Annotated in this window: 18 protein-coding genes and 2 tRNA genes; 9 read left to right on the plus strand and 11 right to left on the minus strand. The window is 60.5% G+C overall.

Annotation, left to right across the window (positions count from 1 at the left end):
- The first annotated feature begins 24 nt into the window (after nucleotides 1-24).
- Both AB1805_03470 and AB1805_03475 read left to right on the plus strand, forming a co-directional pair.
- A tRNA-Gly gene (locus tag AB1805_03470) sits at nucleotides 25-100 on the plus strand.
- Between the two features lie 118 nt (nucleotides 101-218).
- Nucleotides 219-290, plus strand: a tRNA-Cys gene (locus tag AB1805_03475).
- 218 nt (nucleotides 291-508) lie between these two features.
- Here the strand turns inward: AB1805_03475 and AB1805_03480 are convergent.
- Together AB1805_03480 and mfd are read right to left on the minus strand one after the other, a co-directional pair.
- The gene (locus AB1805_03480) at nucleotides 509-1,222 is read right to left on the minus strand and encodes a tetratricopeptide repeat protein (protein MEW5744489.1); all 714 of its coding nucleotides are present in this window, start codon (nucleotides 1,220-1,222) and stop codon (nucleotides 509-511) included.
- A gap of 38 nt (nucleotides 1,223-1,260) precedes the next feature.
- Nucleotides 1,261-4,560 (minus strand): transcription-repair coupling factor, encoded by a 3,300-nt coding sequence (gene mfd, locus AB1805_03485; protein MEW5744490.1) that lies wholly within the window; start codon nucleotides 4,558-4,560, stop codon nucleotides 1,261-1,263.
- Between the two features lie 195 nt (nucleotides 4,561-4,755).
- Between mfd and AB1805_03490 the strand changes: the two genes are divergently transcribed.
- The gene (locus AB1805_03490; GenBank protein ID MEW5744491.1) at nucleotides 4,756-5,301 is read left to right on the plus strand and encodes an HPP family protein; all 546 of its coding nucleotides are present in this window, start codon (nucleotides 4,756-4,758) and stop codon (nucleotides 5,299-5,301) included.
- Nucleotides 5,302-5,350: 49 nt separating this feature from the next.
- Here AB1805_03490 and AB1805_03495 read toward each other — a convergent pair whose 3' ends face one another.
- From AB1805_03495 to AB1805_03530, 8 genes are all read right to left on the minus strand, one after another.
- Nucleotides 5,351-6,058, minus strand: coding sequence for a carbonic anhydrase (locus tag AB1805_03495; GenBank protein ID MEW5744492.1), 708 nt, complete (start codon nucleotides 6,056-6,058; stop codon nucleotides 5,351-5,353).
- 91 nt (nucleotides 6,059-6,149) lie between these two features.
- Complete coding sequence (rfaE2, locus tag AB1805_03500) at nucleotides 6,150-6,629, minus strand: D-glycero-beta-D-manno-heptose 1-phosphate adenylyltransferase (GenBank protein MEW5744493.1); 480 nt, start codon at nucleotides 6,627-6,629, stop codon at nucleotides 6,150-6,152.
- Entirely contained in the window at nucleotides 6,622-7,062 is a 441-nt protein-coding gene (locus AB1805_03505; protein MEW5744494.1) for an NUDIX hydrolase, read from the minus strand. Before AB1805_03505 ends, rfaE2 begins: the two co-directional genes overlap by 8 nt.
- Before the next feature lie 108 nt (nucleotides 7,063-7,170).
- Entirely contained in the window at nucleotides 7,171-8,253 is a 1,083-nt protein-coding gene (gene rseP / locus AB1805_03510) for an RIP metalloprotease RseP (protein ID MEW5744495.1), read from the minus strand.
- 96 nt (nucleotides 8,254-8,349) lie between these two features.
- Complete coding sequence (locus tag AB1805_03515) at nucleotides 8,350-9,507, minus strand: 1-deoxy-D-xylulose-5-phosphate reductoisomerase (protein MEW5744496.1); 1,158 nt, start codon at nucleotides 9,505-9,507, stop codon at nucleotides 8,350-8,352.
- Nucleotides 9,504-10,295, minus strand: a complete 792-nt coding sequence (locus tag AB1805_03520) for a phosphatidate cytidylyltransferase (protein ID MEW5744497.1) — start codon at nucleotides 10,293-10,295, stop codon at nucleotides 9,504-9,506. The genes AB1805_03515 and AB1805_03520 overlap by 4 nt, the downstream gene beginning before the upstream one ends.
- 4 nt (nucleotides 10,296-10,299) lie before the next feature.
- The gene (gene uppS, locus AB1805_03525) at nucleotides 10,300-11,055 is read right to left on the minus strand and encodes a polyprenyl diphosphate synthase (GenBank protein ID MEW5744498.1); all 756 of its coding nucleotides are present in this window, start codon (nucleotides 11,053-11,055) and stop codon (nucleotides 10,300-10,302) included.
- A 108-nt stretch (nucleotides 11,056-11,163) separates the two neighbouring features.
- Nucleotides 11,164-13,035 (minus strand): VCBS repeat-containing protein, encoded by a 1,872-nt coding sequence (locus AB1805_03530; GenBank protein ID MEW5744499.1) that lies wholly within the window; start codon nucleotides 13,033-13,035, stop codon nucleotides 11,164-11,166.
- A 153-nt stretch (nucleotides 13,036-13,188) separates the two neighbouring features.
- Here AB1805_03530 and AB1805_03535 point away from each other — a divergent pair, with 153 nt between their 5' ends.
- The 6 genes from AB1805_03535 to AB1805_03560 are packed head-to-tail and all read left to right on the plus strand — an operon-like array spanning nucleotide 13,189 to nucleotide 19,147.
- Entirely contained in the window at nucleotides 13,189-13,956 is a 768-nt protein-coding gene (locus tag AB1805_03535) for an outer membrane protein assembly factor BamD (protein MEW5744500.1), read from the plus strand.
- 34 nt (nucleotides 13,957-13,990) lie between these two features.
- A complete protein-coding gene (locus tag AB1805_03540) occupies nucleotides 13,991-14,650 on the plus strand; it encodes a bifunctional precorrin-2 dehydrogenase/sirohydrochlorin ferrochelatase (protein ID MEW5744501.1) in 660 nt (219 codons plus the stop codon).
- Nucleotides 14,650-15,579, plus strand: a complete 930-nt coding sequence (locus AB1805_03545; GenBank protein MEW5744502.1) for a Gfo/Idh/MocA family oxidoreductase — start codon at nucleotides 14,650-14,652, stop codon at nucleotides 15,577-15,579. Before AB1805_03540 ends, AB1805_03545 begins: the two co-directional genes overlap by 1 nt.
- Before the next feature lie 6 nt (nucleotides 15,580-15,585).
- Complete coding sequence (locus AB1805_03550; protein MEW5744503.1) at nucleotides 15,586-16,683, plus strand: DegT/DnrJ/EryC1/StrS family aminotransferase; 1,098 nt, start codon at nucleotides 15,586-15,588, stop codon at nucleotides 16,681-16,683.
- A complete protein-coding gene (lpxB, locus tag AB1805_03555) occupies nucleotides 16,668-17,882 on the plus strand; it encodes a lipid-A-disaccharide synthase (GenBank protein MEW5744504.1) in 1,215 nt (404 codons plus the stop codon). The genes AB1805_03550 and lpxB overlap by 16 nt, the downstream gene beginning before the upstream one ends.
- Entirely contained in the window at nucleotides 17,879-19,147 is a 1,269-nt protein-coding gene (locus AB1805_03560; protein MEW5744505.1) for a 3-deoxy-D-manno-octulosonic acid transferase, read from the plus strand. The genes lpxB and AB1805_03560 overlap by 4 nt, the downstream gene beginning before the upstream one ends.
- Here the strand turns inward: AB1805_03560 and AB1805_03565 are convergent.
- The gene (locus tag AB1805_03565) at nucleotides 19,144-20,433 is read right to left on the minus strand and encodes a serine/threonine-protein kinase (GenBank protein MEW5744506.1); all 1,290 of its coding nucleotides are present in this window, start codon (nucleotides 20,431-20,433) and stop codon (nucleotides 19,144-19,146) included. The two genes, AB1805_03560 and AB1805_03565, sit on opposite strands and share 4 nt — an antisense overlap.
- Nucleotides 20,434-20,469 lie beyond the last annotated feature (36 nt).

The following is a 20,469-nucleotide window of genomic DNA, read 5'->3' on the forward strand; positions in this document are numbered from 1 at the left end:
GAAGAAGGCTGTACAGCGTATCACGCGGGTGTAGCTCAGCTGGTAGAGCACAACCTTGCCAAGGTTGGGGTCGCGGGTTCGAATCCCGTCGCCCGCTCCATTAAGACACGTTATAGCGTTGTGCGTTCAGCGTCGTGCGTTAAAAGCTCAAATAGACTTATTCTATTAAGGGATTAGCACGCTATAACGCAGAGCGCTGTACGCTGCACGCATAAATCGGCGACGTACCCAAGTGGCAAGGGAGAGGTCTGCAAAACCTTTATTCAGCGGTTCGAATCCGCTCGTCGCCTTTCAAAAAAACCAGCCGTCAGCTCTCAGCAATCAGCCTTCAGCAAACGGAAAACAGCTTTCAGCTCTCAGCAAACGGCGTAAAAACTTAAGAGTGATCCTCTGTCTTCTCTTTGTCAGGCTTCTGATTTCGGAGGGGCGATAGCAGGAGAGTCAGGTAGCTTGTTGTCTCGGTCTCTGTTTTGGTACTTGCTGAGAGCTGACGGCTGATTGCTGAGAGCTAATACTTCATCATCTCCAGGTAGTCCCTGAGATCCGTCTCGTCCGCCCCTTTCGCCGTAATGAGCCTCTCCCTGACATCGTCGATAAACTTTTCCCGGTCGCCCCGGTAGGCGGTGTCGGTCTCGATCGCCCGCGCAAGAAGCGCTGCGGCATCGCCGTACCTGCCCTGCCGGTTATAGGAGAGCGCCAGCCAGTAGTAGGGGAGCGCGAAGGAAGGGGCCCGCTTGATCGAGTCCTTGAATGCATCTGCCGCGCGGTCGTACCGCCCCTGCCGGTAGTACGAGACGCCGAGATTATAGAAGGCCCTCTCGGGAGTCTGGTAGAGGGGGTTGGAAAGCGCTCTGGTGAAGGCTTCGATCGCCTTGTCCCAGTTATTCTCGCGGATATAAGTGATGCCGAGATTGTTGTACGCCTCGGAATAGGAGTCGTCGGCCGATACCGCCCGGAGGAAGAGCTGCTGCGCCTGCCGGTACTCGTCGAGCTGCAGATAGACGATGCCGAGGCTGTTCAATATCTCCTTGTTGTCCGGGTCGATCTGCAGGGCCTTCTGGAACTCGACGAAGGCCATCTGGAGGCTCCCCTCGTTAAGGTAGGAGATCCCCATCTTGTGGTGGAAGTCGGCTTCCCTCTGCTCCTCGGGCGGCAGTGTTGCACACCCTGAGGCAAGGAGCAGGACCACGAGAGCAGCGGCGATGGCATTGCTCAAACGCATGCCTCCAGTTTATATCATTCCCCGGTCTCCAGGCAACATCATGAGCCTGCCCTTTCACCGTCATCCTGCCCGGCCTCTTTTCTGCTGCCATTCATCTTTCGGGCTACCAGGTCGAGGAGCTCTTCCGCCTTTGTCAGCGCCTCACGCGCAGTGAGATTCCTGAGATCGAGCTCGAAGCCGTCGGGCAGGAACCGGAGCGGCGTATCCTTGGTCGACGAGGAGAGGGCGAAGAGGATTTTCAGGAGCCGGTCGAAAAAGTCGGCGGGGATATCGTAAATGCCTTCGGTATCGAGGACGAAGAGGAAGCGGTACCGCCCCTCGAAATCCGTCACCCTATCTATGAAGAGGCGTTTGGCGAGGAGCTTCATCCTCATGACCGCGATGAGATTCTCGACCTCCTCTGGAAGCCTGCCGAAGCGGTCGAGCAGCTCATCCCTGATCTCTCCCAGCATCTCAGGGGCAGCGGCGGCGGATATCCTCTTGTAGACGCTCAACCTGAGGGTTATATCGGTTATATACTCTTCCGGAATGAAGGCGGAGAGGCGCAGTCTCATCTGCGGTTCGAGCTCTTCCCTTATTTTCTCCCCCTTGAGCTCCGCCACTGCCTTCTCGAGCATCTCCATGTACAGGTCGAAGCCGACCCCCTGTATGTAGCCCGACTGCTCGGGCCCGAGCAGGTTCCCCGCCCCCCGTATCTCGAGGTCCTTCAGCGCGAGCCGGAAGCCTGCGCCGAGATAGCTCATCTCCTGTATCGCCTGGAGCCGCTTCCGCGCGTCATCGGTGAGGATATCCTCCCCGGGGATGAGGAAATACGCATAGGCCTGCACCGAGCCCCGGCCGACCCTCCCCCTGAGCTGGTAGAGATCGGCGAGCCCGAAGGTATCCGCCCGGTCCACGATGATCGTATTGGCGATCGGGATATCGATGCCCGATCCGATGATCGCCGTGCTGACGAGAACCGTGATCTCCCGGTTGAGAAAGCGGAGCATCACCGTTTCGAGCTCCGACTCATCCATCTGCCCGTGGGCGATGGCGATGCTGGCCTCGGGCGCCAGCTTCTTTATGAACGAGGCTACCTTCTCGATGCCGTGGATCCTGTTGTGCACGAAGAAGACCTGTCCCTCCCTGCCGAGCTCCCGCTCGATCGCCTCTTTGATCGTCTTGTCGTTGAAGGCAGTGACCACGCTCCGCACCGCGAGACGCTCTTCGGGAGGCGTCTCTATCGTGGTCACCGACCGTATACCCGAAAGCGACATCTGGAGGGTCCGCGGTATCGGCGTTGCCGTCAACGTGAGGATATCCACGCCTTTTTTCAGCTCCTTGAGCCGCTCCTTCTGCGCCACGCCGAAACGGTGCTCTTCATCCACGATCAGGAGCCCGAGATCGTGGAACTGAATGCGCTTATTGAGCAGCATATGGGTGCCGATGACGATGTCCGTTTCGCCCCGTGCAAGGGCCTTCACCGAATCGTTCAGCTCGCTCCTGCTCCTGAACCTGCTGAGCGAGTCGATCTTCACCGGGAACCCCGAAAACCGCGTCTTGAACGTCCGGTAGTGCTGCTCGGCGAGCAGGGTGGTCGGCACGAGCACGGCGACCTGCGTGCCGTCGTACACCGCCCTGAAGGCCGCCCGTACGGCGACTTCGGTCTTACCGTAGCCCACGTCGCCGCAGATGAGCATATCCATGGGCACATCGGTGTGCATAAGCTTTTTGATCTCCTCTATCGCTTTTGCCTGGTCCGGCGTCTCTTCATAGGGAAAGAAGTCGTCGAACTCGCGGTGGAGGGCGGTATCCTCGCTGAAGGAGAAGCCCCGCGACACGGTCCGCTCGGCATAGAGCCTGAGCAGCTTGTCCGCCATCTCCCTGACCCGCTCCCTGACGCGCTGCTTGGTCTTGAGCCACCGCTTCCCCCCCAGCCGGTCGACAGCCGGGAGATGCCCCTCTCCGGCGCTGTACTTCTGGAGCTTCCCGATACTGTGGAAAGGAATGTAGAGCCGGTCGCCGCTCGCATACTCCAGGACGACAAGGTCCTCTTCGTAGCTGTCGGTCTGCTGGCGCTGGAGGCCGGCGAACTTCCCGATGCCGTGGTCCTTGTGCACGACGAAGTCGCCGGGCTTGAGGTCATCGATGCTGAAGAGCAGCCGCGAGGCCTTCGACTTCCTGAGCGGGCGGTAGGCGGGCCGTTCGCCGAAGATCTCCCTGTCCGTCAGCAGGAGCACCTCGCCGAGGCGGAGCGCGGACGAAAGCCTGCCTGTGGCGATGCAGAGCGCGCCGTCGTATGCACCCAGAGCACCGGTACGCACCACGGGGGCTATGACATCGCCCTCGTGGAGTATCTCTTTCAGCCGCTCTGCCTGGGCCTCTGAAGGCAGAACGACGACCGTCCTCGCCGCTGCCCGCGCCAGCGCCTGCGGGATGTCTTCGATGCCCTTCCGCTCTTCCGGCAGGATCCCCATCCCTTTCACCGTGAGCTCTCCCGCATCGATCCCTTCGCCGGCAAAGGGCATATGCGAAACCCTGATATACCCGGCGCCATCGCGCTCAGATGCCGGAGCGCTCTCCCTGTCCCCGTCCCCACGCCTGCCCGCCTCGACCCTGCCCGCCTCGACAATGAATACCTCTCCGGTATTCCGGCTATGCAGGGCTTCGATAAGATCGACCGAGAGGTCGCCCTCTTCGGCAGGGAGAAGCTGCTGCTCCTCGACCTCTCTCAGGGAGCGCTGGGTCTCGATATCGAAGGTCTTGATCAGGTCTATCTCGTCCCCGAAGAACTCTACCCGCAGAGGCGCATTCTCGGTCGTCGGATAGATATCGAAGAGCCACTCGCGCTGGCTGAACTCTCCCTTTTCGACCACCACGCTCACCTTCCGGTAGCCGAGCCGTATGAGCGTATCGCCCAGGGTATCCCGCTCTATGGAAAGCCCCTTCCTGAGTACGAACGGGCCGGTCCCGAGCTCGGGAAGAGAGAGGCCTGTCCGGCAGGCCTCGGGAGAGGTGATGATCCGGTAGTCCCTGCCCTCTCCCTTGCCGAAGGCTTCCCTGAGCACCCGTACCCGCTCCCCGACAGAAGACGGGTCGAGAGGGGGCGGCAGATACGCTATCTCGGCACGATGGGCAGACCCTTCCCGGAGGGTTTCGAGAAAGCGGAGGTCGCTATGCAGCATCCTGGCCGACTCGGGAGACGACTCGACGACGATGAAAGGGCCCTCGACAGAGAGGAGGAGCAGGGCGAGGTGAGGCGTCGAGATGTTGTAGATCCTCCGCTCACGGTGCGCAGCGAGGCGCTCCAGAAGCTCCTCAGCGTGGCTTTTTAAAAGAGAATATACCGTGGACATCATGTTGTACTTTCCTGTCAAATGCTCTCCGGGGGAAAATGCACTTCCTCTATTTTACCCCGTTATCACCGCCGATTTCTCCCTTGCCGCTCATTCCTTCTCAGCGTTTTTGACTTAAGTCATAGCCCGGCACGGCGAAATAGGCGATGATTGTCTTAGCTCGAACAATTCGTACGCCGGAGCGGGAGGTGCATGAGCATGAAGCTGCAACACTTCTTCTCGAAAATGAAGGGCGGGGCGGTATGCCCGCCGGGGGCGTGCCCCCAGGAGATCGCCTGGGCCTTCATAGGGTCGGTTATCGGCATCGGCATCTGCGGGTATATCTCGTCGCAGTTCCTCGAGCCGCGGGAGCTGACGCTTATCATAGGCTCATTCGGCGCCTCCGCAGTGCTCGTCTATGCCGCTATCAAGAGCCCCCTCGCCCAGCCGAGGAACCTCGTCGGCGGCCATATCCTATCAGCGCTCGCAGGGGTGGCGTGCTACAAGCTTTTCGGCGGAACGGTCTGGGTGGCTGCTGCGCTCGCCGTCTCTGCCGCCATAGCGGCGATGCTCGCGACCAGGACCCTCCATCCCCCCGGAGGGGCGACGGCGCTCATCGCCGTTATCGGCGGCGAAAAGATACATAGCCTCGGCTTCCTTTATGCCCTCGTCCCCGCAGGCGCCGGCGCGCTCATCCTCCTGATCGTCGCCCTCATCGTCAACAACCTGGCACGAGACCGGAAGTATCCCGAATACTGGGTGTAGAAGCGGGAGGGCCTGGTGAGCCCTCCCGGCCCCTCCCGGGAAGGAAGAGTTAACGAGCGGCTGTTTTCTGCGGTGGCGCTGCCGGAGCGGGAGCGGCTGCGCCGAGGATCTCGACCTCGCCGCTGCCGAAGTGGTACATCGCGGTAACGACCTTGAGCTCGCCCTTCTCGATGAGATGCTTCAGCACCGGGCTCTTCCTGAGCATGTAGTTCTGCGAGAGCAGGACGTTTTCCCTGATCGCGTTATTCAGCATATCCTCTCTGCTGCCGCCCTTCATCTGGGCCTTCTTCACCGCCGGCATTATCTTCCTGACGATCGCGCCGATGTTGCCTTCCGGCTTTCCTTTTGCATCGAGCGTGGCGGCGACGGCGCCGCACTTCTCATGGCCGAGGATCACGAGGAGCGGGGTATGGAGGTGTTCCGCAGCATATTCGATGCTGCCGAGGGTGACAGGATCGAGCACATTGCCGGCAACCCGCACCACGAAGACATCCCCGAGGCACTGGTCGAAGATGATCTCGGGGGCCACCCGCGAATCGGAACAGGCGACGACGATCGCCGAAGGATTCTGGCCGAGCGTGCAGGCCTTTCTTTTGGCATCGAGATCGTATTTTTCCGGTGCCAGGGAAACGAACCGCTTGTTTCCCTCCATCAACTTGGCGAACGACTCCTCGCCTTTCGCGACCAGTCCGAAGACAATCCCGGCAGAGGCGAGCACGACGAGCACCAGCGAGACTGCAAGTCCTCTCTTCATCATGTAAGAGACCTCCCGTTCAAAAAATGGTCTGCTGCATGAAATGCAGCCTTATATAATGCAAAGCACGAGACAGAATGAGAACTATATGATATCACGAGGAGCCGCTCTTTGTCTCAGGAAGGCACGAGATCTTTCTGACTATCTCGGTCGTCGACCGGCCGCACACATACGGAAGACTCCGGACCTCGGCTACGATATCGGCGCCGACGATATCCTCTCTCTTCCAGTCGCCGCCCTTCACCAGGACATCGGGACGGAGATACGCGATCAGCTCATAGGGGGTATCCTCGGTGAAGAGCGTTACATAGTCCACCATTTCGAGAGCGGCGAGCACCTCGGCCCGCTCTGCTTCGGGGGTGATGGGGCGGTTCGGCTTGAGCCGCCGCACCGAGGCATCGGTGTTGAGGCCGACGACGAGGACATCGCCGAGCCGCTTCGCCTCCCTGAGATACCTGATATGCCCTATATGAATGAGGTCGAAGCAGCCGTTGGTAAAGACGAGCCTCTTTCCCTCCCGCCTCAACGAGACAGCGATATCCTTCAACGCCTCCCAGGTAACGACGCTACCCATGCGCTGCCAGCAGTTCCTTTGCCTTCTCGAGTATCTCCCGGTCGCTCTTGTATGCCACCTCGGAAACCGCGGCCTCGAGCGGAACCCAGCGCGCCTCATCGACCTCGGCAGAGGCGCCGGCGAGCTCGCCGCCCACATACTCGACCAGGAAGAACGTGACCGTCTTGCGGTACTTCACGTTCTCGTTCTTCTGATAGAACCAGTAGGACTTGTCGCCGAGTGAGCCTACGATCCTGCCGGTCAGGCCCGTCTCCTCGCCTATCTCCCGGAGGGCGGTCACTTCGGCCTTTTCCCCCTTGTCGATGATCCCCTTGGGAAGCGTCCATACCGTCCTGTCCCTTGTGGCGATGAGCGCCACCTCGACCGCCGTTCCGGTCCTCCTGAAGACGACGCCTCCTGCCGAGCGCAGATGTTTTATCGTTGCGGGCTTCATACTAATCCGTAACGGGTAATCCGTAATGCGTGGTCCGTGAAAGACAAGGCTTCTGATCCCCTCCCGTCTCTTTACCCATTACGCGCTACGCACCACGCGTCACGGTTGTTATGGCAGCGGCTTGCCGCTGATGATCCTGAATATGTCGTTGTAAAAGGCGAAGAGCATCAGCATGATCAGCAGGGCGAGGCCGATACGCTGGGCGACCATCACCGCGGTCTCGCTCAGGGGCTTTCCGGTGATCGCCTCGATCCCGAGGAGCAGGATATGGCCCCCGTCGAGCACCGGCACCGGCAGAAGGTTCAATATGCCGAGATTGATGCTGATGACGGCAGCAAAGACGAAGAAGCTCATCGGCCCTGCGGCTGCCTGCTTCTCGGCGAGCTGGAAGATGAGGATAGGCCCCCCTATGGTCTCGGCGGGGATGACCCGCTGAATGAGCTTTACAATGCCGACGAGCGTGATCTCGATGATCTCCCAGGTCTTGAGGAAGGCGTTCCTGAAGGCGGTGGGAAGGTCCTCTTTCACCATGGCGGTCTCGCCGGAGTGCGTTATCCCGATAACGCCGATCTCCTCGATCTCGCCGAAGATATTGGGGATCTTCTTTACCTCGGGGGTGACGGTGACGGTCCGGGAGTCTCCGTTGCGCAGCACCGTAAGCGCAACGGGCTTTTGCGGATGCTCGCGTATGATCTCGGTCATGTCGGTCCAGTAGTGGATCGGCGTACCGTTCACCTCTTTGATGACATCGCCCTTGGCAAGCATCGCCCGTGCGGCAGGGGTGTCCGGCATGACATCGCCGACAACGGGAAGGAGGGTCGGTACCCCGGCGAGGTAGACGAAAAAGAAGACGACCACCGCGGTAAGAATATTGAACAGCGGACCCGCCAGGATAATGAGGACCCGCTTGTACGCAGGCTGATGCCTGAAGGAGCGCTCCCGCTCGGACGCTTCGGCATCTTCCTCCACCTCGCCGATATCTTCCTGCCCGAGCATCTTTACATAGCCCCCCAGGGGAACGGCGGAGAGGAGGTATTCCGTCTCGCCGATCTTCCTTCCGATCACCTTCGGCCCGAACCCGAGAGAGAACTTGAGCACCTTGACCCCGCTCCATTTGGCCAGCAGGAAATGGCCCAGCTCATGGATGAATATCAGGAAGCCGAAAAGGACAACGGCCGAGATAATGCTCATTCAGGTAATTCCTCCTCCGGATCAGCTCATAGCAACGGCAAACAGCTCATAGCTCATAGTATACACAATTAATTATCGTGCCTTTGCCATGAGCCATCAGCCACGAGCTATGAGCTTTCTCGCTTCTTCCCGCGCCCGCCGGTCTGCATCGAGCACCACGGCGAGGTCGTCAGCAGGCTGTACGGTATGGCCGTCCATTATTTTTCTAATTATAGCAGGTATCTTGTTAAAACCAACAGCGCCCTCCAGGAAGGCGGCGACAGCAGCTTCATTTGCTGCATTGAGGACTGCCGGCATGGTCCCGCCTGCATGCAGCGCATCGTAAGCGAGCGCAAGGCAGGGGAAGGCTGCCGTATCGGGCCGCATGAAGGTCAAACCGGCGAGGGTCTCCCAGGCGAGGGGCTCCAGGACGGCATCGAGCCGTTCGGGGTACGAGAGGGCATACGCGATGGGCCCTTTCATGTCGGGCTTTGAAAGCTGTGCTATACAGCTGTTGTCGGTAAACTCCACCATGGAATGAATGATGCTCTGGGGATGAATCAGCACCTCGATCATGGCAGGGGGGAGATCGAAGAGGTAACGCGCTTCGATCACCTCGAGCCCTTTGTTCATGAGGGTCGCTGAGTCGATAGTGATCTTCCTCCCCATGCTCCAGTTCGGGTGCCTGAGGGCGTCTTCGGCAGAGACCGTTTCCAGCTCCTTTGCGGTCTTCCCGATGAACGGACCGCCGGAGGCGGTGAGGAGGATCCTCTTGATCTCCTCCTTGCGGTATCCCCTGAGGCACTGAAAGATGGCGCTGTGCTCGCTGTCCGTAGGGAAGAGCAGGGCGCCGCACCGCTGTGCTTCTGCCAGGGCGATCGGACCCGCCATGACCAGGGTCTCTTTATTGGCGAGGGCGATCGTCTTCCCCGCCCTGATCGCCGCAAGCGTGGGCATGAGCCCTGCGGCGCCGACTATGGCGGAGATAACGACATGGGCGTGCTCCGCAGCCGCTGCACTGCTGATGCCTTCGACGCCGCAGCGGAGCTCGGGGCCCTTGCCGCTTCCGAGGGCCTCCTGCACTGCCCGCAGAGACACCTCATCGGCAACAGCGGCGACCTCGGGGGTGAATCGCCTGATTTGTTCGAGAAGAAGGGGGACATTCCTGCCTGCGGTCAGGCCGACAACCCTGAAACGCTCCGGAAAGCGTGCAATGACCTCCAGGGCGCTCCTGCCGATCGAGCCGGTCGAGCCGAGTATGACGATGTTTTTCATAAGAGCAGCGTTACCCCGTAGAGGACCGGGCCTGCGAAGAGGACGCCGTCGATTTTATCGAGCACGCCGCCGTGCCCCGGGATCAGCGCCCCCGAATCTTTTACCCCCGCATCCCTCTTGAACATGGATTCGACGAGGTCGCCCACGATCGTGACCGCGCCTACAACGGCGCCTATGCCGAGCAGGAGAGGGATGCCGATCCCCTTCAGGAGCAGGCTTCCGAACAGGAGCGCGGCAAAGGCCCCGCCGGCCACCGATCCGAGCCCGCCCGCCACGGTCTTGTTGGGGCTCACCTCTTTATAGAGCTTGCGCCTGCCGATGCTCTTGCCGATATAGTAGGCGGCGCTGTCGGACGCCCAGACACAGCCGTACAAAAACAGTATCCATTCATATCCCTGCATCCGCAAATACCACTGCGACAAAAGCAGGGGAGGGATATAGAGGAAGCCGGTGAGCGCCGGTGCGACATCGGGGAGCGATGCGACGGGATCTTTGATCATGAAGAGGCGCACGGCGGCGATGAGCATGAACGTCAGCATGAAGAGCACCGGGTAGAGGACCGGCAGGAGCGCAGCCGGAGCGAGAGGAACCAGGAGAAACGCGCTGCCTGCGACGATACCGAGGAGCGCGAGCGGCTGCTTCGTCCGGTACATCATGGTGAACTCCCTCTGGGCGAGTACGTTGATAAGCAGCAAGAGGGCGAGGAAATAGTAGGGTGAGAGCTTCGAGATATAGAAATAGAAGAGGGGGAGGACTATCGCGGCGACCAGCAGTCGTCGGGAGTGCATACGCCTAGTCGCTCCAGGTGTCGGCAAGACCCAATGACTTCTCGATGAGAAAGCTTTTCGATCCTTCGATCCTGCCGAAGCGCCGCTCTCTCATCCGGTACTGGTGGAGCGCTTCCAGGAGCTCCTCCTTCGTGAAGTCGGGCCACAGGGTGGGAGTGAAGTAGAACTCGGCATAGGCCGACTGCCAGATGAGAAAGTTGCTCACCCGCTGCTCGCCGCTCGTCCTGATGATGAGATCGGGGTCGGGGACGCCGGCGGTATCGAGCAGCCCTCCAAAATAATCCTCCGTTATCTCATCCGGCTGCGCGCCGCGCCTGACCGCTTCCCGCACCGCGCGGACGATCTCGTCTCTTCCGCCGTAGCTCAGGGCGCACTGGAAGATGAGACCGTTGTTGCCCGCCGTTCTCTGCTCGACGAATTCGATGAGGGTCCGGATATGGCCGGGCAGGCGATCCCTGTTCCCGATGATCCTGAACCGGATACCTTCCCTCATGAAGGTGAGGAACTCCTTCTGCAGCGTGGACTCGAGGAGGGTCATGATGACCGAGACCTCCTCTTCGGGCCTGAGCCAGTTCTCTATGGAGAAGGCGTAGAGCGAGAGCGCCTCCACGCCGAGCCCTTTTGCCGCGCTGACGATCTCGCCGACCCGCTCCACACCTCTTTTATGCCCCTCGTAGCGGGGGAGCCCCCTGAGCTCGGCCCACCGCCCGTTGCCGTCCATGATGATCCCGATATGTCTCGGAATACCTCTCTGCTCCACCCCTTATTCCTCCCGTTAAAACAAATCCGAAACTCGAAATCCGAAACGTCGGATACTGATTTTTCTGTTTAGAATTTCGACATTCGTGCTTCGAGTTTGCCGTAACTTCTATTTCCCTTTGAGCGAGAATACGTACAGCATGATGCCGCGCGGGAGCATGCCCTTGAGAAGGTTCTTCGCCTTATCGGTCAGCGGCACCTTGGTGAGGACGACCATTCTGTCGCCGATCATGTGGTAATCGATCACCTCTCCTCCCGCATGCTCGATGAAGGTCCGCTCTTCGACATCGATACCGTTCCACCAGAGGCTCCTGATCTCCGAGCTCTTGTATCCCAGCCCCTTCGCCATGCCGAGCAGCGGCTTGCGTTTGGGAACGAGCACCTCGATGCCGTTGGTGAGCAGGCGGTCCTTGACCGACCAGCTCCCGCGGTCCGTCATGACGGTCGGGGACTCTTTCTTGAAGCTGAGCGAGAACCCGCCGAAATCCTCCTTGCTCCTCCAGGTCTTGATGCCCTTCTCGGTGTAGAGGCCGAGATACCCGTAGTCGTCCCATGCAAAGAAGGCCTGGCGTCCATCGACAGAGGTCACCTGCTGAAAGTCGTAGATATTGATCCCGGCCGGGACCTTGAGGGCGCTCCCCGTCGTGTAGGTACCCCCGTCGAAGCGGAACGCAACGACGCTGCCGTCGAACCCGTCGCTTTTATGATACTTCTGCGCTGCCGCACCGTCGCCGAGCTTTCTCAGGAACAGCTCCGGAGCTTTCCATATCTGGGTGAATGCACCGCTGCTGAGCTCATAGATAAAGGAGTTCACCTTCCCGCTCTCCCGGGGAGCGTTGATCTCCTCGCTGCCGGCCTTTACACCGCCGCCGTAGAGCGAGGTGACGAGCAGCTCTTCCTTCCCGTTCTTATTCAGATCGACAGTGTCTATCCAGAGCACCTCGCTCGTCGAGGGGAGGGTGAATTCCCACAGGAATTTCAGATCGACTCCTGCCTGGTATGCCCGTACCGTAGCGCCTGCAACGACGATGATCTCCGGGGCTCCGTCTCCATCGAGGTCGCCGACAGCGAGCTTCTGCGCAGAGTAGGGGAGATGGAACGAGAGCAGGGCCTCTCCCTCCTGGGGGAGGAAGCGTGCAGCACGGGCGCGCAGCAGCCTGACACCGGCTGCATCGGTCGATACCGTCTTTTCTGAGAACTGCTTCCCGTCGCCTGCCCAGAGAAGCTTCTGGGTCATCGTGACGTGATCGGTAAACTCCCGACCGTGCAGCACGAGGACCGCCTCCGCGCCCTTCGCTTTAGCTTCAGCCATGATCTTCGCCGTATCGGCGGTGGCGAGCCCGGTATCGATCAGCTCGAAGCGCCCGCTCTCCTTGAGCGCCTGGTAATAGGCGTCGCCGAGGAACCAGTCGATCTCTCCCTGAATGAAGAGGAGCTTTATCTTCGTCCCCGGGATCTTGATCTTCGTATTCAGAAACTCTTCAGCCTTGCCCGACGTAATGATGCCCTCGGCTTCGCGCGCGCCTGTCGCGGTGACCTCGATGGTGCCGACCGGGACCTCGACATTGCCGAGCGGCTCTTTGGTGACCGGATGGATGAAGCTGACCCCCTCCCTGAAGACATTGAGCCGCATTCCCGTCTTGAGCGACTGCTTCCGGCCGGTATCGCCGGTACTGCCGGTACTGCCAGTACTGCCAGTACTGATAGTCACTGCAGTGCCGTTCACCGCGGTGATGGTCCCTGCCACGGGGCTGAAGTAGGAGAGTGCCTCGTCTCTCAACTCGGCAAGCCGCTGTTCTATACCAATCGATCTGTCCGTTGTGGCCGGTCTGTCCGATGCGGACGGTCCGGTCGAACCGGCCGGTGCATCGGCGCTGCGGGAAACGACGGGATGAAAGAGAAAGAAAACAGAGCAGGCGAGTACGGCAGCTACGAGGGTCATGCGCCTGCTGCTCCCGGAATTATCTATTGGTATGGCCATAATAATGCTCCCCTTCCGAAACAAGAGTCCGGCATGATGCTGCCGTGATTCACGATCTGCAGTCATACAGCAATTTACACAGTTTAAAATATGGGGTAGGGTTAAGTCAAAACCCTTGACTAAAGGGCGGAGTTAGAGTTTAAATACTTTACTATGAGAAACGTTGCGAGAAAAATCAGCGTAACCCTTGCAGGTGTAGTAGTGGCGGCAGCGCTCCTTCTCCAGGGGTGCGGCGGCGGTGGGAAAGGTACGAAAGGCGAAGAGGCCTTTGCTCCCGAGAAGCAGTTCGCGCGGGCAGACAAGCTCCTTGACGATAAAGATTACGAAGAGGCGAGAAAGCTGCTCCTCGAGGTGAAGAACAGGGATACGACCAAAAAATACGCGCCGATGGCGCAGCTCAAGATCGCCGACTCCTATATCCGCGAAAAAGAGCCCGACCTCGGCATCGAAGAGTACCGGAGGTTCCTCGAGCTCTATCCCGATAACCAGTATGCCTCGTATGCCCAGTACCAGATCGCCATGGCGTACTTCTCGCAGATCGAGGCCGCCGACCGCGGGTCGGGAGCGGCGAAGAAGGCGCTCCGCGAGTTCCAGCGGCTGAAGGAGCTCTATCCGCGCAATCCTTACCGCGAGGCGGTCGAGCTGAGGATAGAGAAGGCGCAGAACATTATCGCCGAGGGAGAGTTCCTCGCCGGAGAGTTCTACTTCAAGAAGGAGGCGTACCAGGCTGCCATAGGCCGGTTCGAGGGTTTGCTGAAGCAGTTCCCCGAGTACAAGAGGGCCGATGAGACCCTCCTCCTCCTCGGCAAGTCGTACCGTGCCGTCAAGATGAGTGACAAGGCCAGGGAGGCCTTCCAGGCGCTCATTACCAAGTATCCTTCAAGCCGGTTTGTCTCTGAAGCGAAGAAAGGATCGCTCTGAGGCGCGGCGCCGGTACTCAGAGACGCCACCTCCCGTGAAGCGGCGCTACTATCCCGCCTTTCTCGATCTGAAGGGAAAGCCCTGTGTCGTTGTCGGCGGCGGAAGGGTCGCCGAGAGAAAAGTAGCCGCATTGCTGCGGGCAGGAGCACGGGTCAGAGTAATCAGCCCCGCCGTCACCAAGCGGATCGCGGCGCAGGCAGCGCACGGTCGGCTCGAGGTTGTCCTCAGGGAATACCGTGCAGGAGATGTGAAGGGCGCGTTTCTGGCGATTGCAGCAACGTCGGACGACCGCATCAATGCGGCGGTCTCGGCGGATGCGCCCTGTCTCGTGAATGTGGTCGATGAGCCGGAGCGGGCGAACTTTATCGTCCCCTCGGTCGTCGAGCGCGGGCCGCTCTGCATCGCGGTCTCGACTTCCGGCGCCAGCCCTGCAATGGCCCGGGCGATACGGCAAGAGCTGGAACGCCTTTACGGCAGTGATTTCGGACGCTATCTCGCGTTTATGGCCGCGCTGCGCAGGCGCGCCTTGCAGGAAATCCCCGACAAGAAGAGGCGGGAGCGCATGCTCAAGGCCGCAGCATCCGCCGAAGTGCTCTCCCTGTTGAGGACCAAGGGAGCTCATCATGTGCGGGAGCGCGCGCTGAAGCACTTTGATGCTGCTCGAGGCCGAAAGAGGAAAGGAACCGCGGCATAATGGTAAAAGTCGGTGTTATCGGTGTGGGGTACCTCGGACAGCACCATGCCCGCGTTCTCTCCGAGCTCTCGGGCGAGACCGGCGCGTGCAGGCTCGCTGCGGTAGCGGATGCCGACCGGGCGCGCGCAGAGGAGATCGCGGCGCGCTACGGCTGCAGGGCCGTGGGCGATTACCGGGAGATGCTCGATCAGGTCGATGCCGTCAGCATCGTCACCCCCACGACGACGCACTACGACGTTGCGCTGCGCTGCATACGCGCCGGCAAGGATGTCCTGGTCGAGAAGCCCATCACCGCGACGATCGAAGAGGCCGATGCGCTGATCCGCGCTTCAGAGGCAGCCGGCGTCCTCGTCCAGGTGGGGCACCTCGAGCGGTTCAACCCGGTGGTCGGTGCTCTCGCTCCGTTCCTGGATAGCCCCACACTGATCGAAGCGGAGCGGCTCTCGCCCTTCCAGGGAAGGGGGATCGATGTGGACATCACCCTGGACCTGATGATCCACGATATCGACGTGATACATTCGCTGGTGGCGGGAAGCCCGGTGCGGGACAGCAAGGCCACCGGGTCGCGGGTACTCACCCCCACCATTGATATGGCGAAAGCATGGCTCGAGTTCGACAACGGCGTGCATGCGGTGCTCTCGGCGAGCAGGATAGCCCTGGAGAAGCGCCGCAGGCTCACGATATTCCAGAAAGAATCGTATGTCGTCATGGATTACCAGGAGATGGAGATCACGCGCTTCTTCAGAGACAACGGCCGCATCGCCTCCGACACGGTGAAGGTAGAGAGAAAAGAGCCGCTCAAGGAGGAGCTCAGGGATTTCCTTTCCTGCATCGACACACGGAGCACGCCCCGTGTCTGCGCCCTTAAGGGCCGCACTGCGTTAACGATAGCTCTACAGATCGGAGAGCGGATAAAACAGGAGTGGTAGATACGAATGAAACCGATGATCGATTTGAAGCGGCAGTATCTGGACATCAAGGATGAGGTGCTCCAGACACTGAACGAGATACTCGAGAGCTCCCAGTATGTGCTGGGCAGGAAGGGCGCCGAGCTCGAAGAGCAGGTCAAGCGCTATCACGGCGTACAGGAGGCGATCGGCGTCGCTTCGGGAACGGACGCGCTGCACCTCGTCCTCCGCGCGCTGGGGCTGGGGCCGGGCGACGAAGTCATCACCACGCCCTTCACCTTCTTCGCCACTGCCGAGGCGATTCTGTACACCGGGGCCACGCCGGTATTCGTCGATATCGAGCCGGAGACCTATAACATCGATGTTACCCTTATCGAAAAGGCGATCACCAAAAGGACCAAAGCGATCCTGCCGGTGCATATCTTCGGCCACCCCGCGGATATGAGAGGCATCATGGCTCTCGCGGCGCGGCATACCCTCAAGATAGTAGAAGACTGCGCCCAGTCCTTCGGCGCCTCTCTCGACGGGAGAAAGACCGGCAGCTTCGGCGAGGCGGGGTGCTTTAGCTTCTACCCGAGCAAGAACCTCGGCGCCTACGGCGATGGCGGGATGATAACCCTTCACGCCTCCGGGCTTGCCGAAGAGATAAGGAAGTTGAGGAACCACGGCTCCCGCGGCGGCTACCGCCACGAATGCCTCGGCTATAACAGCAGGCTCGATGAGATGCAGGCGGGCATCCTTCTGGTCAAGCTCAAACGGATCGACGACTACAACAGGAGACGGCGCGCGAATGCCGCGCTGTACAACCGGCTCCTTGCGGGCGTCGCAGGCTGCCCCGTCGAAAAAGAGGGGGCTTACCACGTCTACCATCAATACACCCTCAGAAGCCCGCGGCGGGATTATATCCAGCAGCAGCTGAAGGAGCGCGGCATCTCTTCGGTGGTCTACTACCCCATACCGCTCCACCTGCAGGAGGCGGTTCGTTTCCTGGGCTATAAGGAAGGCGACTTCCCGGTGACGGAGCAGGCTGCGAAAGAAGTGCTCTCGCTCCCGATCTATCCCGAGCTCGACGAGGCGGATGTCACGCTCACCGCGAATGCTATCCGTGCATGCTTGAACGGGTAATGATCGTCGCCGGCGAGAGCTCGGGAGAGCTCTACGGCGCGCTGCTGGCCGAACGCCTGAGAGACCGCTCTCCCGGCGTGCGCATTCTCGGGGTGGGCGGAGTCCGGATGGCAGCGGCAGGAGTAGAGCTCGTTGCCACCATCGCGAGCTCCTTCGGCGTAACCGAGGCGATTCGGACCCTCGGCACCATCAGGAAGACCTTCGCGAAGGTCTTCGAGGCATTCGCGACCTTCACTCCCCAGGTGGTCGTCCTGATCGATTACCCGGACTTCAACTTTCGCGTTGCGCGCGAGGCCCGCAAGCGCGGCATCAAAGTGCTGTATTATGTAAGCCCCCAGGTATGGGCGTGGCGGACCGGAAGGATCAGGACCATAGGAAAGATCGTCGACCGGATGGCGGTGATCCTTCCCTTCGAGGCGGACCTCTATCACCGCCACGGTATTCCCTGCGAGTTTGTCGGGCATCCTGTTCTCGACGAGATCGGCGCGCTCATGCAGGAGATGGGGTATGCTCCTGGAGCGCTCGGGGCTCCCGAGGTGAAGGCCGACGCCCGCCGGATGCTCGGGCTGGCCCCCGACCGGCCGGTGCTCACGGTAATGCCCGGCAGCAGGCCTCACGAGGTGAGGCGGCTCCTGCCGCTCATGGCAGAGGTGATGCAGGAGATGAGCGCGCGCTATCCCGGGTATCAGTTCATCATCCCCATCGCCCCGAACCTCGGCACTGCCCTGTTCGGCGCGCAGCGCTTTCCGGGCGCCTGCCGGCTGGTGCAGGGAGAGTCCCTCAAGGCGCTCCTGGCGGCCGATGCCGCGCTTATCGCTTCGGGCACCTCGACGCTGCAGGCGGGAGTGATCGGCGTACCGATGGCGGTCGTTTACAAGCTCTCGCCGCTGACCTACCTCATCGGGAAGCGCGTGGTGAAGGTGCGCCACATCTCGCTCGTGAATATCCTCCTCGACACCTCGGTACAGGAGGACTCCGGTCTGCGCATCAAGGAGCTGCTCCAACGGGAAGCGAGCAGCGATACTATCGTGCAGGAGCTCTCCCGCATCATCGATGATGCAGGGTATCGAGATGCCATGACCGCCCAGCTCCGGGCCATAAGGAGGCTCTTCCTCGGCAGGAAGGCGTCGGCGCGGGTCGCGGAGATCATGGACTCCCTCGTGCCGCAGGCCGGCACACAGCGTTTCTGCCGGACATGATATCCCTGCTCTACAGCGTACTCTATTCCCTGGCCCTCGTCATCCTCCTGCCGTTTGAGCTCCTGAAGAGACCGCGCAGCCTGCGGGAGCGGTGGATACGGGAGCGCCTCGGAGTGTATGGAGAGGGACAGGGGGCAAAGGATGAGCGGCAGAAGACGATATGGGTCCATGCCGTCTCGGTAGGCGAGGTCATCGCCGCGGTACCGCTGGTGAAGAAGATCAAAGAGCGGCGTCCTTCAATCGAGCTCGTTATCTCTACCGTTACCGACACCGGGCAGAAGGTCGCGGCCGAGCGGATGGGATCGCTCGCACGAATCGTGTACGTGCCGTTCGATCTGCCCTTTGCGGTGAATCGCGCCTTCCGCCGTTTCACCCCCTCGCTCTGTATCATCATGGAGACCGAGCTCTGGCCCGCGATGATCAGGGCCGCCGGCAGGCGCTCGATGCCGGTTCTCTTGATGAACGGGAGGATATCCGCGGGATCATTCAACGGGTACCGGAAAGTCCGCCTCTTCATACGCAGGGTGCTCGGGGGGATCAGCCTCTTCTGCGTGCAGAACGAGCTCTACGCAGAGCGGCTCCGCCTCCTCGGCGCGGCCCCCGAAAGGATACGGGTGACCGGAAGCTTCAAGTTCGATACCCGGCCGCCGTCCTCCCCTCCCGAATGGACGGAGCAGGTGAGTGGTCCTGTGCTCATCGCAGGGAGCACGCACAGGACCGAAGAGGAATTGATACTGGAAGCGTATGCGCATTTGAAAGCCGCGCGCCCTGAACTCACTCTCATCGTAGCCCCGCGCCATCCCGAGCGGTTCAAGGAGGTGGAGGAGGTGATCCGGCAGAAGGGGCTCAATTATGTTAAACGATCGGAACTCTCGGGTAGAGAGGAGGGCTGTTCCGGTCTCGTTATTCTCCTCGATGTCATCGGCGAGCTGGCCGCTCTTTACGGCGCTGCCGACATCGCCATTATGGGAGGAAGCTTCATCGAGCATGGGGGACAGAACCCGCTCGAGCCCGCCTTTTGGGGAAAGGCGATCGTCTGCGGGCCTCACATGGAGAACTTCCCGTTCATCGAGGAGTTTTACCGGCAAGGGGGGGCGGTACGCGTCGAGCCCTCGGCGCTCTCCGCGGTCCTCGGCGACCTCATCGCGTCTCCCCTCGAGAGGGGGCGCATGGGGGCCTGCGCCAGAGAGCTTTACGAGAAAAATGCAGGGGCGACGGAGCGGGCGATGGCGCTGCTGGAGCGGTACCTCCCCGGCCCGCTCTAAATTTCGGTGAGCGCTTCGGAGGTCTTCGAGAGGCGTTCGATCAGTTTTTTAAGGAACACCTTGTGGAAGCGGAGCTGGCAGGCGGGTGAGAACTGGTCGATAATGGTATTGTTGACCTCGAGAAGCACCACGGGCGTGACGGCAACGAGGTCGGCGGTCCTTTTCGTCCTGGTGAGGTAGCTGATCTCGCCGAAGCAGTCGCCGCTCCTGAAGAGGGCGCTGGTCTGGTCTCCTCTCTTCACCGCCGCCTCTCCCGAAACGATGATGTAAAACGTTTCGTCGACACTTCCCTCTGCAGTGATCTGCCGGCCCGGCGGAACCTCGCGCCAGATGACGGCGGGAAGCACCTCCCAGAGCTCCGAATCATGGAACTCCCTGAAGAAATCGAGCTTGCGCAGGATCGTGAAGCGCTCCTTGTGGTCGACTTCGTGCTCCGAATAGGTGATAGTCACATAGGTGAGCCGCAGATCCGTGGCGAACTGGACTCCCGTTTTATAGCGTTCCGTCATCTTCTTGCTGAGCGCCTTCATGACGATCACTTCGAGCGTCTTGGGGATATCGGAGCGGTAGAAGCGCAGCGGCGGCGGATCCTGGAAGAGAATCCTGCGAACGACGCTCGAAAAGTTGAGCGCGTGGAAGGGCGACCTGCCGGTGAGGAGCTCATACATGACGACGCCGAGAGAGAAGAGGTCGGTCTGGTTGGTGAGCGGCTCCTCCCGGACCTGTTCCGGCGACATATAGCAGGGCGAGCCCATGAGCCCGAGGAACTGCGTCTGGGTATCCCCCGCCTTCACGCTCTGGGCTATGCCGAAGTCGCCGATCTTCACGTCCCCCTCGCCGGTAAGCAGTATGTTGCCCGGCTTTATGTCCCGATGAATGACGCCGTGGCGATGGGCGTAGTCGAGCGCCTTGCAGCATTTGAAGACGACCGCTACCGCTCTCTCGATGGAGAGCAGTGTCCCGACCGTGCAGTGCTCTTTCAAGGTCTTGCTTCCCTCGATATAGTCCATGACGATGTAGCATTGGTCATGATGAATGCCTGCATCATAAACGGAGAGTATGTTGGGATGGTCCAGCATTCCCGCGATGCGGGCCTCGTTGAAGAACATCTTCTGGTGCCGGCGCCTGCTCTCTTCGTCCTGGAGGGGCTGCTCCAGGGCGACCTTGATGGCGACGCGGCGATTATTAAAGGGGTCGAACCCCAGATAGACGATAGCCATCCCTCCTCTGCCGAGCTCGCCGATAACATCGTATTTGCCTATTTTCGCAGGGAGCGAGGACGTCATGTGCAGACTCAGAAGGGGGACCGGGTGTCGTGATCG

The sequence above is a fragment of the Nitrospirota bacterium genome (assembly GCA_040752355.1).
Lineage (GTDB): Bacteria > Nitrospirota > Thermodesulfovibrionia > Thermodesulfovibrionales > Dissulfurispiraceae > JBFMCP01.